This is a genomic window from Streptomyces sp. NPDC029836, from assembly GCF_055574495.1.
Map to the genome: position 1 here is coordinate 126,851 of NZ_JBVHZI010000009.1, position 16,632 is coordinate 143,482.

The 16,632-nt window shown below is 69.2% G+C and carries 12 protein-coding genes and 2 pseudogenes; 3 read left to right on the forward strand and 11 right to left on the reverse strand.

Annotation, left to right across the window (positions count from 1 at the left end; translation table 11 throughout):
- Positions 1–52 precede the first annotated feature (52 nt).
- The 4 genes and pseudogenes from ACZ4XJ_RS25025 to ACZ4XJ_RS25040 all read right to left on the reverse strand — a co-directional run.
- A complete protein-coding gene (locus tag ACZ4XJ_RS25025) occupies positions 53–1,402 on the reverse strand; it encodes an FG-GAP-like repeat-containing protein (RefSeq protein ID WP_362876020.1) in 1,350 nt (449 codons plus the stop codon).
- A 195-nt stretch (positions 1,403–1,597) separates the two neighbouring features.
- Positions 1,598–1,768, reverse strand: coding sequence for a hypothetical protein (locus ACZ4XJ_RS25030; RefSeq protein ID WP_468497427.1), 171 nt, complete (start codon positions 1,766–1,768; stop codon positions 1,598–1,600).
- A gap of 336 nt (positions 1,769–2,104) precedes the next feature.
- Positions 2,105–2,362, reverse strand: a pseudogene (locus tag ACZ4XJ_RS25035) (transposase); the annotation flags it as partial.
- 215 nt (positions 2,363–2,577) lie between these two features.
- A pseudogene (locus ACZ4XJ_RS25040) lies at positions 2,578–2,778 on the reverse strand (cold-shock protein); the annotation flags it as partial.
- Positions 2,779–3,239: 461 nt separating this feature from the next.
- Between ACZ4XJ_RS25040 and ACZ4XJ_RS25045 the strand changes: the two are divergent.
- Positions 3,240–4,490 carry a PP2C family protein-serine/threonine phosphatase gene (locus ACZ4XJ_RS25045; protein WP_468497428.1) on the forward strand — a complete coding sequence of 417 codons (1,251 nt, stop codon included), beginning with the start codon at positions 3,240–3,242 and terminating at the stop codon, positions 4,488–4,490.
- Between the two features lie 226 nt (positions 4,491–4,716).
- Here the strand turns inward: ACZ4XJ_RS25045 and ACZ4XJ_RS25050 are convergent, their stop codons facing one another.
- The 4 genes from ACZ4XJ_RS25050 to ACZ4XJ_RS25065 all read right to left on the reverse strand — a co-directional run bounded on the left by ACZ4XJ_RS25050 (position 4,717) and on the right by ACZ4XJ_RS25065 (position 8,171).
- The gene (locus tag ACZ4XJ_RS25050; RefSeq protein WP_362876024.1) at positions 4,717–4,848 is read right to left on the reverse strand and encodes a hypothetical protein; all 132 of its coding nucleotides are present in this window, start codon (positions 4,846–4,848) and stop codon (positions 4,717–4,719) included.
- Positions 4,849–5,399: 551 nt separating this feature from the next.
- On the reverse strand, positions 5,400–5,603 hold the full coding sequence (locus ACZ4XJ_RS25055; protein WP_468497429.1) for an EF-hand domain-containing protein: 204 nt from the start codon (positions 5,601–5,603) through the stop codon (positions 5,400–5,402).
- A gap of 796 nt (positions 5,604–6,399) precedes the next feature.
- Positions 6,400–7,254 carry an ABC transporter permease gene (locus ACZ4XJ_RS25060; RefSeq protein WP_468497430.1) on the reverse strand — a complete coding sequence of 285 codons (855 nt, stop codon included), beginning with the start codon at positions 7,252–7,254 and terminating at the stop codon, positions 6,400–6,402.
- Complete coding sequence (locus ACZ4XJ_RS25065) at positions 7,251–8,171, reverse strand: ATP-binding cassette domain-containing protein (RefSeq protein ID WP_468497431.1); 921 nt, start codon at positions 8,169–8,171, stop codon at positions 7,251–7,253. The genes ACZ4XJ_RS25060 and ACZ4XJ_RS25065 overlap by 4 nt, the downstream gene beginning before the upstream one ends.
- A gap of 227 nt (positions 8,172–8,398) precedes the next feature.
- On the opposite strand from ACZ4XJ_RS25065, the gene ACZ4XJ_RS25070 reads away from it, so the two are divergent.
- The gene (locus ACZ4XJ_RS25070; protein WP_468497432.1) at positions 8,399–9,574 is read left to right on the forward strand and encodes a sensor histidine kinase; all 1,176 of its coding nucleotides are present in this window, start codon (positions 8,399–8,401) and stop codon (positions 9,572–9,574) included.
- Positions 9,571–10,242 (forward strand): response regulator transcription factor, encoded by a 672-nt coding sequence (locus ACZ4XJ_RS25075; protein ID WP_362876029.1) that lies wholly within the window; start codon positions 9,571–9,573, stop codon positions 10,240–10,242. Before ACZ4XJ_RS25070 ends, ACZ4XJ_RS25075 begins: the two co-directional genes overlap by 4 nt.
- Before the next feature lie 181 nt (positions 10,243–10,423).
- Here the strand turns inward: ACZ4XJ_RS25075 and ACZ4XJ_RS25080 are convergent, their stop codons facing one another.
- The 3 genes from ACZ4XJ_RS25080 to ACZ4XJ_RS25090 all read right to left on the reverse strand — a co-directional run bounded on the left by ACZ4XJ_RS25080 (position 10,424) and on the right by ACZ4XJ_RS25090 (position 16,542).
- Entirely contained in the window at positions 10,424–12,910 is a 2,487-nt protein-coding gene (locus ACZ4XJ_RS25080; RefSeq protein WP_468497545.1) for a glycoside hydrolase family 3 C-terminal domain-containing protein, read from the reverse strand.
- A gap of 179 nt (positions 12,911–13,089) precedes the next feature.
- Positions 13,090–14,175 carry a DUF1996 domain-containing protein gene (locus tag ACZ4XJ_RS25085; RefSeq protein ID WP_362876030.1) on the reverse strand — a complete coding sequence of 362 codons (1,086 nt, stop codon included), beginning with the start codon at positions 14,173–14,175 and terminating at the stop codon, positions 13,090–13,092.
- A gap of 186 nt (positions 14,176–14,361) precedes the next feature.
- Positions 14,362–16,542 (reverse strand): discoidin domain-containing protein, encoded by a 2,181-nt coding sequence (locus tag ACZ4XJ_RS25090; RefSeq protein ID WP_468497433.1) that lies wholly within the window; start codon positions 16,540–16,542, stop codon positions 14,362–14,364.
- Between the last annotated feature and the right edge of the window lie 90 nt (positions 16,543–16,632).

Here is a 16,632-nt window from a genome sequence, read left to right on the forward strand (position 1 = left end):
GGGGGCGGGGCCCGTTCCGAAAGGACGGGCCCGGCCCCCGGCCGCATGCCGGTTAGATGAGGTGGCTCATGCCGCCCCAGCCCTGGCCGACCTTCACGCCCACCTTGAGGCTGTTGCTCTGGCTCTTGTAGAGGTACAGGTCGCCGGTGCTCGCGACCGTGCCGACCACGTCGGCGCGGCCGTCGCTGTCGATGTCCGCGAGGGTGATCTTGTCGATGCCGGACCAGTTCTGGCCGATCTGGATGGCGGGGGCGACGCCGGTGCTGGTGCCGACGTAGAGGTTCAGGTCGGCGGTGGAGTTGACCATGGCGACCAGGTCGGCGCGGCCGTCGCCGTTGAAGTCACCGGCGGCCAGCTTGGACATGCCGCCCCAGCCCTGCCCGATCTGCTTGGTGTAGGTCACGTCCGTGCCCGTGCCGGTGTAGAGCTGGAGGGTCGCATCGTCCTTGCGGACGCCGACGATGTCGGCCTTGCCGTCACCGGTGAAGTCACCGGCCACGAAGTCGGACATGCTGTTCCAGCCGTTGCCGATCTTCGTGGTGCTCTTGAAGCCGCCGTTGCCGTTGCCGAGGTAGAGGTACAGGTCGCCGGTCGAGGCGTTCCGGGCGACCAGGTCGCCGTCGCCGTCGTTGTTGAAGTCGGCCGCCCTGATCTTGTCCATGCCGCCCCAGCCGGCGCCGACCTCGTGCGAGGCGAATTCGCCGTCGCCGTTGCCGGCGTACATGCGCAGCTTGTCGTCGCTCGCGCTCACGCCCAGCAGGTCGTCGTTGAGGTCACCGGTGAAGTCGCGGTCGCCCTTGCTGTATGAGGTCGGGGTCGCGCCGAGCGGTGTGACGTAGGCGCTGATGCGCTGGCCGATGGAGCTGGGTGTGTCACCCACCTGCTTCTGCGAGGCGCTCACCGCGACGTCGGCGACTTTGTCGCTCCAGTTGCCGTGGGTGGTCATGATCGAGCCGTCCGAGTTGACGGCGGTGACCATGGCGACGTGCTGGGCCCAGCTGTTCGAGTACTCGAAGACCACGGCGTCTCCGACCTGGGGTTGGTACGAGGACGAGGTGTGCAGGGTGCCGTTCGACTGGCCGTAGGAGTAGAACGAGGCTGCCCGTGCGTCCGTCCCGTTGACGTTGAAGCCCGAGTTCTTCCAGACCCACTTCACGAAGTCCGCGCACCAGGGTTCCGCCTCGTGACCGGTGGAGGTGTTGCAGCTCGTCAGGAAGCCTCTGCCACCCAGGCTGTTGGTCGAGCAGGCGTTGTCGCCGACCTGTGCCCGGGCCAGGGAGGCGGCCTGTGTGGTGGTGTCGGCGAAGGCGGGGGCGGCGGCAATAGTGAGGGCGTAGCCCATGGCGGCGAGGGTGACACCGGCGGCGGAGAGGTTGCGGCGGGTACGAAGAGACAGGGACATGACAGATCCTAGGGTCGGTGCTGCTGGGGAGAAGTGCGTGGGGCCCGCGCAGTTCGTGTGACTGCTGCCCTGCGGGAGCAGCGGTCAGGGGTGAACCGGGGCGGAATAAGAGGTGGGGCCGAATGGAGCCGAGTCGGGCCGGGGACCCGGGAGGGGGCTTGCGGGGCCCGGGAAGGGCCCACGCCCGTGAGGGGCCTACTGGCAGATCATGTCGTCGGGGGTGGGGACGACCGACTTCTCGCCCATGGCGGCCGCAGTGAAGTTCACGGTGGCCGCGCCGGCGGCAGAGTCTGCGGCCATGGCGGCGGGGGCGATCAGAGCGAGAGAGGCGACCGCGGCGGCCAGGGCGAAACCTGTGCGGATCACGATAGGGGTCCTTTGCTGAGTCGGAGCGTTCGGGTGGCCCGAACCGGTCCGCATCCCACGGTGACGCGTTCTCGGCACTTGCCTGCCATTCGGTGTTCCCTGCCGGCGATCACTACTTTCACCGATGGTCAGGGGCGTGGGAAGAGCTTCCGGGTGGACCGAATGGGCCTTGGACGTTTCCGTCCATCGCCCCCTGCGGCGGTCCGGAACCGGACAGCATCTGCTCGAAGACGGTTCCGGTAAGAGGTGTTGGACCCGATTCTTTGGACATCACAGGGGACACCGCAGGGCCTGGGGCAGGGCGCCCATGGGCTTGCCCGACCGCGACTGAAGATTTCAGGACAGGGTCGGTGGGTTGATGGCCAGACCGGTGGCCGCGAGGAAGCCGTCGATGAGGTGGGGGCGGAGTTGGATTCTGCCTATCTCGCGACGGAGTGTGCGGTCAAGGTCGTCAGGGGTGTCGAAAGCGGTGTTGGTCATCGCTCGGCGCGTGAGTGACCAGACGGCCTCAACGGGGTTGAGGTCAGGTGCGTATGCCGGGAGGGAGACGGTGGTGAGCCAATCCTGCTCGGCCTCGTACCGCTTCAGCCCTCGGCCAACATTGCGACCGCTTCCATCCGGACCCGCTCGCGGAACGCTTGCCGTTCCGCGGTCAGACCCCCACCCCGCGGATACCTCGTACACCCGGCATACCGCGACGGTCATCGGTCGTCATCCCCTGCGACAACCCGTTTTCAAAGTCAGTAACTGCTCAGGCCGCTGCGCCCTGGGTGCTCTGGGCACCCCGGGAGCAAATCGGAAGGGGGTTGGGCCGGGGTGACGTTCTCGGCCTGGGGGCCCTTCTGGCCCTGGGTGACGTCGAACGTGACGACCTGGCCCTCCTGGAGCTCGCGGAACCCCGAGGAGTTGATCGCGGAGTAGTGGGCGAAGACGTCCGGGCCGCCACCGTCCAGGGCGATGAAGCCGAAGCCCTTCTCCGCGTTGAACCACTTCACAGTTCCCGTAGCCATATCCATGCCTTCCAGTCGATGAACGCCTCCCACACCCTGCGGAAGGCGGAGGTGATCGCCCTGGTTCCTGCGGCACGCACAGCACAGCAAAAAACCCACGCCAAAAGCGTGGGCAAAGGGAACTTCCGAATTACGACAGCTGACTCAAACGCTACATGCCCACACACCCTGCCACCAAGGAGAACGACCCGAATGGCACACGCCAAGCGGGGTGCACGGGGAGCGGGGCAGCCAGTGCGGCGGATGGTCCAAGAAAGTCCCACGGGCCCGGCCGAAACCGCCGGGTCCTCGGATCCGCGTGGTGCAATGGGCCTGTCCGGCGCCGCCCTGGCGCGGACCTTCGCATATCGGGGCGAGATCTCCGGGTCGGCATCGAGCAGTAAGGGGTCGTTGTGAGCGCAGGAGAGCCGGACGATGGGGCCTCTCGCCCTCTCGCGGGCGGGAGCCGGCGAGAGAGCGCGATGACCTTGGCGGGAGCGTTGGAGGCGGCGGAGGCCGCTGCGCCCGTGGAGTCGCTCGACGTGGTCGCCCGGATGCTCAAGGACCACCTCCGGGCGGCGTCGGTGTCATTCCTGATCACAGATTTCACCGGCAGCTCGGTCGTACGGCTGGGGGCCGCGGACAGCGTCGAGACCGGCGCGCCGGCCCGGCGCATCCCGCTGCGCGGCACCCTGTACGACGACGTGATCCGCAGCCAGCAAGCGCAGGTGGAGCACCGGGGGGAGAGCCGGCTGGTGCGGGTCGTCGCACCGGTGACCAACCGCGGGGACGCGATCGGGCTCCTGGAGCTGTTCCTGCCTGAGGCGCCGGGAGCGGAGGTGATGCGGGAGATCGGCGAGACCGCGCACGCGCTGGCGTACATCGTCATCGCCAACCGATCCCACACCGACGTCTACCAGTGGGGCCGACGCACCAAGCCCCTGAGTCTGGCCGCCGAGATCCAGCACCGGCTACTCCCGGCGTCCCTGGCGTGCGAGGCGGCACAGTTCGCGGTCGCCGGAGCCCTGGAACCCGCCGACCACGTCGGGGGCGACACCTTCGACTATGTGATCGACCGGGACACCGTGCAGCTGTCGGTGACCGACGCCATGGGCCACGACGTCGACGCCGCCCTGCTCGCCACCCTCGTGGTGGGCGCCCTGCGACGGGCCCGGCGAGAGGGTGCCGACCTCGCCGAACAGGCCCGCCAGGCCGACCGGGCCATGCGTGACCACGGCCGCAGCGGCTACGTCACCGGCCAACTGCTGCGCATCAGTCTGATCGACGGCAGGACGGAATTCGTCAATGCCGGGCACCCCTGGCCCCTGCGCATGCGCGACGGAAAGGTCCAAGAGGTCGTTCCGAAAGTCGATCTCCCCTTCGGCCTCAACGCCCAGGCGGCGCAGGCCAACGCCTACCGGGTGCAGACGCTGAACCTGCGGCCGGGTGACCGGCTGGTGATGTTGACGGACGGCATGCTGGAACGCAACGCCGAGCACCTCGACCTGTCGGACCTGATCATCCACACGCGCGCCCTGCACCCCCGCGAAGCCGCCCGCAGCCTCATCAAAGCGATCGTCGACGCCGGCCACGGCCACCTCGACGACGACGCGACCGTCATGTGCCTGGACTGGCACGGCGTCCACAACTCCGAGCGCGACGCCGCGCACGGCGCCGACCTCACCGACGCCTCACAACCCGCAAGGACGGGACGACCCGCTTCCGAACGATGACCACGGCGTGGGGCGCGCGGCAAAACAGTAGAACTGTCCTCATGCGCCTTGCGGGTACCGGCACCAACGGTCACCAGGCGGCGCATGCAGCGCCAGGTAACGCCCGCCTGCTCGGCCCGACGCCATTGTCCTGCGTCCAGGGCGCACAGGATCAGCAGGCCACCGACCGATCCCCGGCACCCGCCCGCAGCTCCACCCCCGGCGCTGCCACCCACCGGTTCGAACCTCACCAGGCGCTCTCCTGCGGGCAGACCTCGGCCAGGAGCTCCAGCAGATGGGCGGCGACCGGTTCGGGCTCACCGCGCCGCACCCAGCTGTAGACGGCAGCCCGGGCCGTCGCATCGACGTGCTGCAGCACATCCCCGTCCACCAGCCCACGCCTACCGGGGCACTCCCTGACCCGCACCTGCCGGGGCCTTCCATCCTGCTCGGCCAGGACCTCGACGACCACGCGCTCCGGGCCGTCCCGAAACTGATACACCCAACATGCCCGCATATCAACCAAGGTTTCCATTGCCGGGCGCCGCCGAACACGGACACGACCCACACACACCAGCCTGACCAGCACGGACCAAGCACCGGCACATCAGGAGGACAACATCTGCGGCCTCATGGACAACCAAGCGCGGCGTAGCACCGGAGCCTTGCCCTCCGCCCGTCTGGCTGCGTAGGTGAGAGCGGAGAGCGAATGTCGGTGAGTCCCGGCATTGGTTCGCCCTCAAGACACCTCGGAATGTCGTCTCCCGGTCCGCGACGAACAGGATGCCGGCGAACCCGGTGTTCAGGACCGGGTCTTCGCCGACATCCTGCGCTACGGGCGCCGGCGCCCGAAGCAGGGTGGGCTAGCCGTTCCCACGGGCGGCTTGCCCAGACCCCCCTGAGGCTTGCCCCGGCTGTCAGGCCTGCCCGCTACTTCAGCAGGGTGCGGAACTCTTCCAAGTCGAGGACCCCGTCGTGGTTCACGTCGGCCACCATGGCCTTCTTGACCTCTTCAGAGAGGTGCCCCTGGGCTCCCTCGGCCTTGAACCTTTCCGCCAATTCGACGATGCTGATCCGCCCGTCACCGTCCGTGTCTATCTCGGCGAACAGCGTCCTGAGCTCGGCCTCGTTCATAACATACCCCTCTCACTTTCACAGGCCCCAAAGGGCCACATGCCTCACCACCCTGCCACATCATCAACAGCACGCCAGCGGCCAAGCCTTGGACCTACCGCCACGCTCCCGTTGAAGTGGACAACCCGCCCTCGCCGGTCGCTTGCCCAGGCACTCGAGCCTGCCCAATCATCGACTCCCCCAGGGGACTGGCACGCCCGGTCCCATCGCAGTGGAAGCATCGGCCGCCCTCCGACGCGCTCCGGGCGCCCATCGGGGCGCACCGTCAGCGGGTGGTGTGCCACAGGTCGATGGTGTAGTCGCTCAAGGACGGGGCATCCGTTCCCTGCCCGTCCGAGTTGGATCGGGTTCCAGTCCTCCCCCAGGAAGCGGTCCACGCACTCATCGACATAGTCGGAAGTGGCTTGTCGGTTGTGCCACGCGGCATGACTCTCGTGTGCGCCTGGGCGAGGAAGAGCCATGGAGCCGGCCGCTCCCCTGGTGAGCTCAATCCACGGAGATGAGCCCGGCCTGGTCTTCGCTCAGCGTCCTTCAGGGGACGACGGTGACGCGGAAGGTGTCACCGTCAAGTATGCGATCGGCGAAGTACAAGGCCTTGATCCGCTTACCAGCCGCATCCGCACGGATGGACGAGTCCGGCCTGCCGCGCCCTGTGTTCCCCGGGGTGGAGCTGCCCCAACGACGCAACTCCCACCCGATTACCGGTCAGTAGCTTACAACCCCCAATGAAATGATCTTCAGCTTGATTGGATGGGACGTAAAGCGTTGACCTGGAGCTGCAGGGTGGGGGGCCCGTTCAAACGTCGCGGCGCCGCACGACGACCACAGCGAGTGCAATCGCGATCAGCGGCCAGAGTGCGTACACGGCCCATGAGCCGGGGATGGTGGCGCTGTAGGCGAGTGAGTGGGGATCCGGTGCCCAGTTCTGGGCCAGGCGCTTCCAAGCGGTGAACGGCATCGCATGGCTTATGGCGGCGGACCAGCGTGCGCTCTGCGAGAAGATCGGCGGCAACATCACCAGGGTGAAGGCGCTGGTGACCATGGTGGTGGCGCTGTGCCGGATCAGGGCCCCGAGGCCGATGCCGATCAGTGCGCAGACCGGCGCAAGAAGGGCGGATACCGCCAGCGCCCGGAGCACTCCGGGATGGGTGGGGGAAACCCCGGCCTGCTGCCCCTTCAGGATGGCTTGGGAGGCCAGGAAGCAGCCGGTGGAGATGACTGTGCCGACTGCGGTCCAGAGCGCGGTGGTAACGACCGCCTTCGCCAGCACCACCGCACCACGGGCGGGGACGGCCACGGTGGTGGTGCGGATCAGGCCGCAGCTGTATTCGCTTACGACGGTGAGGGCGCCGCAGCTGCCCGCGACGAGCATCAGCGCCATGAAACCGGCCGCGGGGAAAGCGACGAACACGAGGAATCCCTGATCGGCCTTCGCGGCCGGGCTCATCGTCCGGAGGTTGTTGATTTCCGCCAGTGCCGATACAGCGGCGGACCCGATGACGAACAGGGCGGTGAGCGCGAGCGTCCACGGGGTGGAGCGCAGGGACCGCGTCTTGATCCACTCGGAGGCGATCAGGTCGCGGAAGCGGGCGGTCGGTTCGACGAGGGACGCGGCCGACGTGGTCGCGAGGGCGGAGGCGCGTGTGGTCATCGGGGCTGTCCTGCCTGGTATTCGACACTGTCGGCGGTGAGTTCCATGAAGGCCTCCTCCAGCGAGGCGGTTCGGGTGGTCAGCTCGTTCAGCAGGATTCCGTTCTCAAAGGCGAGCGCGGCGATCCGGTCCGTCGGCAGTCCGGTCACGGCGAGCTTCTCGGCGCCCGCCGATCCCTCCGGCTCGACCGATGCGCCGGCGGCGGTCAGTACCGCCGTCAGCTCGGCTGCCTGCCGCGTGCCCACCACCACGCCGAGGCAGGTGCTGCGGGCCGCGAAGTCCCCTACCGACTCGGCGGCGATGAGCCGGCCCCGGCCGATGACGACGAGCTGGTCGGCGGTGTTCTCCATCTCCGACATGAGGTGGCTGGAGAGGAAGACGGTGCGGCCCTCGGCCGCGAGGCGCCGCAAGAGGCGGCGCATCCAGAGCACGCCTTCCGGGTCCATGCCGTTGACCGGCTCGTCGAACATGAGCACCGGCGGGTCGCCGAGCAGGGCCGTGGCGACGCCGAGGCGCTGCTTCATGCCGAGCGAGAACCTACCGATGCGACGGGTGGCCGCATCGGTCAATCCCACTTCGTGCAGGACCTCGTTCACCCGGCGCGGGGAGATCCCGTTGCTGCAAGCCAGGGCGGTCAGGTGGGCTGTGGCGGTGCGTCCGCCGTGGACCTGTCCTGCGTCGAGGAGGGCGCCGACGTGCCGGAGTCCCCGGGCGTGGCTGCGGAAGGGGACTCCGCTGACGGTGGCGGTGCCCGAGGTGGGGGCTTCCAGGCCGAGGATCATCCGCAGGGTGGTGGACTTGCCGGCTCCGTTGGGGCCGAGGAAGCCGGTGACCTGACCCGGCCGTACGGTGAAGGACAGTTGGTCGACGGCGGTCTTGCCGCCGTAGCGCTTGGTGAGTTCGTTGACTTCGATCACAGGGACAACCCTGCCGGGAGGGCCCCGTCCGGTCATGGAGCCGTGGGCGGCAATCACCTGCGGCCGCCTTCGCCCGTGGGCGTACGTCCACGGGCCGATGCCGCAGAGTCGGCGGCTGGATAGCCTCCCGGAATGAACGACATACCGACCACACCGTTGCCTGCGCGCGTCGCAGGGCACGATCTTCCTCTTGAGTGGGCACACCGCCTCGAGAGGGCACACCGCCGATGACGAAAGCCAAGGTCATGGCCTGGGTGGGGGGTGTTCTGTACGTCCTCGCGGTGGGTCTGCTCATAGGAGGCGCGCCGCGGGCTTCTGGCACGGTCCATGGCATCGGAGCACTGCTGGCGGCGAGCCTGCTCGTCGGTGTCCTGCGACGCAGGCCGGTCCTGGCCCTGACCATGACGCTCCTCGGGTCCACGGCCGTGGTGGTGGGTCCCCCGAGCTCCGCCGGTGTGGACCTGTCGGCTTCGTACCAGGGCGAGTTCCTGTCGTATCTGGCGGTGGACCTCGTCCTGGGCTTCATCGTCGCCACCCGCGCGCGGCGGGTTTCGACCGTCGCCGCGGCCACCTCCCTCGCCGTCCAGCTCCTGCTCGTCGGCGGCTTCGCGCACGGCGACAGCCTGACCGTCAACCTCGTGATCGCCCTCCTGGCGATGGTCACGGCCTGCACGGCCGGTCTGCTGAGCCGCGAGCGCCGTGAGCACGCGGTGGCGCTGCGAGCACAGGAGGTGGGCGAGGCCGTCGTCGCCGAACGGTTGCGGATCGCACGGGAGTTGCACGACATGGTCGCGCACAGCATCGGCATCATCGCCATCCAGGCCGGGGTGGGAAGCCGGGTCATCGGGACCCAGCCCGAGGAGGCCCGCGAGGCTCTGCGAGCCATCGAAGCCACCAGCAGAGAGACCTTGTCGGGCCTTCGGCGCACGTTGGTGGCACTCCGTCAGGCAGACCCGGACGCGGAGGTTTCGGGGCGGGCACCGCTCTCGCCTTCGCCCGGTCTGGCGGACCTCGAACGGCTGGCGGATGCGACGGCGGACGCCGGCGTACGGGTCGACGTGCGCCGCGGCGGGGAACAGCGCCCGCTGCCGGCCGACATCGATCTGTCGGCCTACCGTATCGTCCAGGAGGCGCTGACCAATGTGGTCCGCCACGCGGGCACCGGACACTGCCGGGTGAGCATCGAGTACGGGGACGGGGAACTATCCGTGGAAATCGTCGACGACGGGCGCGGCGCCACCGAGGACGGCCCGGCCCACGGCTTCGGCATCGTGGGTATGCGCGAGCGGGTCGCTCTGCTGCACGGCCGCCTCATAGCCGGGCCGCGTCCCGAAGGCGGCTTCCGGGTTGCGGCGCGGCTGCCCCTGCCCGACCCCGCCGGAGTTCCGGTGGAGGCCCGATGACCGGCAGTCCCGTACGCGTCCTGCTCGTCGACGACCAACCGCTGGTGCGGTCCGGCCTGCGCGTGATCATGGCCGACCACCCCGACCTGGAGGTCGTCGGTGAGGCGTCCACCGGCGCCGAGGCGGTCCAACTGGCTGGGGACATATACCCCGACGTCGTGGTGATGGACATCCGAATGCCCGGCATGGACGGGATCGAGGCTACTCGACTGATCACCGCCGGTCCGGCGACCGCCCGCGTCCTCGTCCTGACCACGTTCGACGAGGACGACCACGTCTACGGTGCGCTCCGGGCCGGAGCGAGCGGCTTCATGGTGAAGGACATGGCGCTCGACGACATCCTCGCGGCGATCCGCGTGGTCGCCGCCGGCGACGCGCTGATCGCCCCGGGTGTCACGCGCCGTCTGATCGCGGAGTTCGCCAGGCGCCCCGAAGCCGCCCCGGCACGCTCCCCACGGCTGGTCGAGGGCATCACCGAGCGAGAACGGGAAGTCCTGACTCTCATCGGGCGCGGCCGGTCGAACACCGAGATCGCTGAGGACCTCTTCATCACGGTGGCCACCGCCAAGTCGCATGTCTCCCGCCTGCTCACCAAGTTGGGCGCCCGGGACCGGGTCCAGCTCGTGATCACCGCCTACGAGATGGGGCTCGTCACGCTGCCCGCTTGAGAGCCTCTGACACCGTTTCCTGGTCCGTTCGTCGCACAACCCTGCCGCCGCTCACGACGGGATGTCGTCGCGGGGCTCCGGGCGGCCAAGTTCTTTGAGCCGCCAGGCGGCGACAGCACGGCCATACCCGGAACCCCTGGGCTTCCCCGATCCTACGAATGACCGGATTCGGCCCGCTTGTTTACAGGCTGGACAGGATCTGTCGGCTGTCGCCCCTCCTCTCGACCCTCGTGTCACTCCGTCCCCGAAGGGGCAGAGCCCCTTTCCATACCAGGTCGTCGGCCGAGCGACCCACCATGATCTGGTAGGCCCCGGGCTCCGTGATCCAAGCCCTCTCGGCTTCGGACCAGGTTCGCAGGGCGTGCGCCGGGACCTTCACAAGGGCGGTCACCGAAGCGCCGGGTTCCGCGTGTACCGCGGCGTAGCCGGCGAACCAGCGGACGGGACGCTCGATGGTGGATTGCGGACGGGCGAGGTATACCTGCACGACCTCCCGGCCTGGCCGGCTGCCCGTGTTGCGTACTTGTACGCGGACCGTGAATGGTGAGTCTTCCACTGCTTCGTCCGGGGCCTGCACCGCCCCGTACTCCCAGGTGGTGTAGCCCAGGCCGTGACCGAACCAGTAGGCGGGCTCCCTGCCGGTGAGCAGCCAAGCCCGGTGGCCGATGTGCACGCCTTCGCCGTATGCGAGAAGGCCGTCGACCGGATGGGCGTGGCTGACGGGTGCGTCGGCCAAGGCGGCTGCCCAGGTGGTGGGAAGACGGCCGCCGGGCTCGGCGTCTCCGAACAGGACGTCGGCGAGCCCGGCTCCGGCTTCCTGGCCGGGAAACCAGGTGAGCAACAGCGCGCCCACCTCGTCGTGCCAGGGCAGTTCGACGGGGCCGCCGCTGTTGACCACGGCGATGGTGCGCCGGTTGACGGCCGCCACGGCGCGGACCAGCGCGTCCTGGTGGCCGCCCAGGGAGAGGTCACTGCGGTCGTGGCCCTCGGTTTCGGTGTGCTCGGTGGTGCCGACGACCACGATCACGACGTCCGCGTCGCGTGCCGCCCGTACCGCCTCGGCAAGGGCGTCCGCTGGTTCGGGCTCCGGGGGTGCCGCCGCCACGATCGTGGCGCGCCCGGCTCCCGGGACCAGCTGACGCCGAGCCGTCAGGAGAACGGGTTCCGGCGTGTCCAGGGTCGCCCGCGCCGTGTGGCGGGGCGGGTTCACATGGACGATGGCCGGGTCGTCGGTGGTGCACGGGAACTCGCCGTCCAGTACGGTCCGATCGCCGAGAGTGAGGCTCATGCGGCCGAAGCCGGCGATGGCGAAGGTCCACTCCCCCGTCGTCGGAGGCCGGATGAGCGCGCTGATCTCCACGGTGCGTGCGGAGGGACCCACGGGCGGCTCCAGCTGCGTCCCCGACAGCCGGTGCTCCGCGTGGAGCTCTTGGCCCGCCTCGTCCAGCAGGCGCAGCAGCACACCTGGCTCCCCCGACCGCGGGTCGCTGCACCAGCGGGTGCCGAGAGGCATGGGGGGAACGCCCAGTCCCGGACCCGGTACATGCACGACCTGGGCCAGGCCGTCCAGCCGGGCGCGGATCCCGTCGAGGGGAGTGACCACGCGCGAGGGGAAGACCCCCGCACTGCCGCCGCCCTGCACCCTCGGGGAGGCGGCGTGCACGCCGATGACGGCGACCTTCGCCAACGACGCCGGGTCGAGCGGGAGCACCTCCCGGTTGGTCAGCAGGACGCATCCGGCGGCCACCGTACGGCGCAGCAGCGCCTGCGTGTCGTCCGGCCCGAACACCGCGGTGCGCGGGCGCCGGTCCGGTTCGAGCGCGCCCACGCGGCCGGCCAGCCGCAGCAGGCGCCGCACCTTCTCGTCGATGGCTTCGTCGGGGACGTGGCCGTCCTGCACGGCCCGGACGAGTGAGGCTTCCCAGGGGCCCTGCGGTCCCGGCATCGCCAGGTCGAGTGCGGCGAGCGCTGGTTCCCGGGTCGAGCGCAGGGCGCCCCAGTCGGAGACCACCACCCCGTCGAAGCCCCAGTCGCCCTTGAGGGGGTCGGCGAGCAACGGACTGGCGGTCATGGTCGCGCCGTTCACGCCGTTGTAGCCGGCCATGACGAGCCATACGCCCGCCTCGACGGCGGCCTTGAACGGAGCCAGATACACCTCGCGCAGCACTTGCTCGGAAACCCGTACGTCCACGTGCATGCGGCCGGTTTCGGAGTCGTTGGCCACATAGTGTTTGGCCGTGGCCGCGACCCCGGCCGCCTGGATGCCACGGATCAGGGCCGCGCCCGTACGACCCGTCAGTACGGGGTCCTCCGAGAAGCACTCGAAGTGCCGGCCGCCCAGGGGGGTGCGGTGCAGGTTGAGCGTCGGCGCGAGGACGACGTCCACGCCCTTGCGGACCGCCTCCGAGGCGAGCAGACCCCCCAGCTCCTCGATCAGGCCCTCGTCCCACAGCGCGCCGATCGCGGAAGCGGAAGGCAGCAGTGCGGAGGTGAGCCGCTCGTCCCAGGCCTCTCCCCGCACCCCGGCGGGGCCGTCGGAGGTCACCATCTCGCGCAGGCCGATGGTCGGTTCGCCAGCTGTCCGCCACGTCGTGGCCCCGGACAGCAGCCGCACCTTCTGCACCAGATCGAGCTCCTCCAGCAGTCGATCGATCATCTCCTCGCCCATCCCCACCCCATCCGACGTCATCCGCTCCTCACCTCTGGGAGAGCGCTCTCCCAAGTTTTGGTGTACCCGGTACCGGAGTCAAGCGTCCTTGGAGGGCGAATCTGCGACAAAAGAGAAGGCCCCGGCCCGCCCCGTCGTGAAGACGGGGCGGGCCGGGCCGGTACGGAGGGCCGACTGGGTCAGGGCAGTCGGTACTCCGCGTTCAGCGCGGCACCGCGTTCGGGGCGGTACAGGTCGAAGCCGCGCGGGTCGCACTGCAGGCCGCCGACGATGCAGTGGTCGACGAGGGCCTTGAGCGTGCGCTCCTCCCAGGCGTTGAAGAAGTCGTAGTGGAAGGAGTAGCCCCGGCCGCTGGCGAGGCGGACCTGGGACATGTCGCCGTTGACCGGCCACGCCATCTTGAACTCGATCATCGGCAGGGCGACCGGGTGGGAGGCCGGGCACATGTTGTCGTTGGTGCCGGGCTTGACGACCGTGTACGACATGTGGCTTTGGTGGTCAGGGGTGTCGAGGTACTTGCCGTCCCAACAGCTGGGCGCCTGGAAGCGGAGGTTGAGCTGCACGTCGGGCCGGTTCGGACAGCTCGCCGGGATGTCGGTGTTGAAGAAGCTGTCGCCGCATTCCCAGCCCTCGACGAAGCCCTTGTGCGCGCGGAACTGCTGGGCGGTCTGCATCGGGTTGCCGACGACGAACCGCAGGCCTTTGGGGAAGGGGCGCACGCTGGTGTAGTCGGTGACGCCGGCCTTGTAGTAGATCACCTGCGGTCCGGTGGGCAGGATCTTCTGGTCGCCCTTGAACAGCGAGGGCATCCAGTACGCGGACGCGTCGGCGGGCGCCTTGCACGCGGTCGCACCGCCGTACAGCGAATCGGTGGTGCTGTTCGCGTTGGTGGAGGTGTTGCCCATGAACGTGTGGTCGTGGGACCTGCCGGCCTGGCCCGGGTAGACGATCGGGTCGTCCGGCGCGGTGTGCGTGACCGAGCAGCCGGCCTGGAACTCGTGGTGGTAGGCGGGCGGCGGCGTCCGGTCGGACGGGGTGACACCGGTGACCTGCGGGACCGCCGGGATGTAGCCGTCCCCGTCGGCGTCGTCACCCGACGCCTGGAGGGAGACGGCCATCGTGTGTCCGCTGTGTGAAGCGGCGGACGAGGAGGGGGCCGAGCCGGCGGGATCCGCTGCGTTGGCGATCGCGCCGACGCCCAGGAGGCCGGCGACGAGGGCGGTGCCGACGAGGAACGCGGAAAGCCGTTTGGGACGTGCTGTCATGAAAGTCTCCTGCCGTTCTTGTGACGGTGGGTGGGAGGGGCGACGCTCGTGGGCGGGTGGCGGGAAGCGGCTCGTTTCCCGCCACCCGCTCTCCGGCCGCCACCGGGAGGCCGGAGAGTCACGGGGCGCCAGCCCCTCAAGGACGGTCGGCCCTGGCCAGGGTCGCGACGTCACCAGGTCGGCCGGTCAGCTGTAGATGCCGAACTCGTGCAGGGAGTAGCCCCAGCCGGTGCCGCGCGCGGTCAGGTGCAGCCGCACGTGGCGGGCGTTCGCCGACATGTTGATCGTGTCGATGTCACCGTTGGCGGTCGTGGTGGTGTGGACCGTGCGCCAGTTGGTGCCGTCGTCGGAGAGCTGCACTTCGTAGGACTTGGCGTAGGCGGGGTCCCAGACCAGCTGCAGGGTGCGGATCGCCCTGGAGGCTTGGAGGTCGACGCTGATCCACTGGGGGTCGCTCCAGTCGCTGGCCCAGCGGGTGGTGGTGTTGCCGTCGGTGGCGTTGCCGGCGGGGCAGGGACAGTCGCCGTAGGAGGCCTGCGAGGAGGAAGCGGTGGCGGGCTTGTTCAGGGCGATGTTGGTGCCGCTGACGGGCGGGGCGACGACCTTGACGGACTTGGTCTCGATGCCCGCGTTGCCGCGCCCGTCCTCGGCCTGGATGTACACCTTCCACACGCCGAGCTTCTCGGGAGCGGTGACCGCGAAGGTCCCGTTGCCCGTGGAGCGCCACTGGGCCTCGACCAGGCGCTTGTCGCCGTTCGCGTAGTTGCCGCTGAGGAAGATCTTGTACGTCAGCGGGTCGTTCTGCGGGTCACTGATGTTGGCGCGGACGGTGAACTCGCCGCCGGCCGGGGCGTTGGAGGCCTGGTCGACGACCATGTTGCTGATGACCGGAGGGGTGTTGTCGCCCGCGGTCGAGCCGGTGTACGCCTTCTTCACGGCGTAGTACGACAGCCGCTTGAGCCCGTCGGGCAGCAGGTTGAACCAGATGCCCCCGAAATCGTGCTCGATGCCGTAGTGGAACATCGTGGCACCCAGGGCGACGCCCTGGTGGCCGGTGATGCAGTTCCAGGCGGTGGTGTAACCCTCCGCGGTCTGGACGTCGGTCTTCTGCTCGGGAACGCCGTTTCCGTCGTTCGGCACCTCCCACTCTCCGGCCGGGCCCGTCTCGGTGATGATGTAGGGCTTGTCGTAGCCGCCGTCCACCCAGTCCTGCTTGACCCCGCAGATGTCGCCGTAGGCGTTCATCGAGTACAGGTCGAGGTCCGGGGCGTTGCGCTTGTAGTACGGCCACGCCCCCGTCCAGGCGTCGGTCGAGGTGACCGGGTGGTCCGGGTCGATCGTGTGGATCTTCTTGGCGACGTCGTTCACGAACGTCGTGTAGGCGTTGCGCTGCGCCTCCAGCTCGGTGCCGCTGTAGCAGTTCTGCAGGCCGAGCACGGACTCGTTGCCCACGTTCCACATGAGCGTCGCCGGGTGCGACTTGTAGGTGTCCACCCACTTCGCGAACTCGGTCAGCATGTTGCTCTTGTACGCGGCGTCGGTCACGTAGTTGACGCAGCCGCCGGAGCCCGGACCGCCGCCCGGCTGCAGCCAGAAGCCGTTCATGACGCGGATGCCGTTCGCCGCGGCCGTGTCGAGCAGGGGCTTGCTCGACGCGTCGGTGCCCCAGGTGCGGATGGTGTTGACGCCCATCGACTTCACGTCGGGCATGTACTTCGGAGCCTCAGCGAAGGACGGACCCCACGTCAGGCCCTTGACGGTGTAGGGCTGTCCGCCGACGGTCAGCTGCCAGTTGCCCTGGGAGCCGGCCACGCGCACCGCGCCCTTGACGGGGGGTTCCTCCGAGGTGGTGCCGAAGACCTGGAACTCCCAGAGGGAGTAGCCGTAGCCACCGGAGCGGACCAGGCCGTTCATCCGTACGTAGCGGCCGCTGCCGGAGACGGCGATCTCGTCGGTGCCGCCGTCGCTGCCCGTGACGGACTTGGCGGTGCGCCAGTTCGTCCCGTCGTCCGAGACCTGGATGTCGTAGTTCTTGCCGAACGCGCCCTCCCAGGTGAGGACGACACGGCTCAGGTTGCGGCTCGCGCCGAGGTCGACCTGGATCCATTCGGCGTCGCGCCACTGGCTGGCCCAGCGGGTGCCGGTGAGGTTCCCGTCGAACGCGGCGGCCGCGGAATAGGCCTCGCCCTCGCTCGAAGAAGCGGTGGCCGTCTTCCCCTGGGAGAGCAGGGTTTCGGCGGCGACCGCGGTGGGGGCGGTGGCCAGGGCGAGTGACGACGCGAGGAGCGCGCCCAGGGTGACGAGGGCGGCCGCTCCGCGCGTGCGGCGGCGGGGTGGGGTGCCGGTGGAGGGGGGATGGGTGAACATTGCGGCTCCTGGTGTCAATGGCGGTGGGGACTGACCAGCTCTCCCGTGGGGGCGCCTCGCCCGCGCGACGGCGCTCCCTGTGTCATCGGG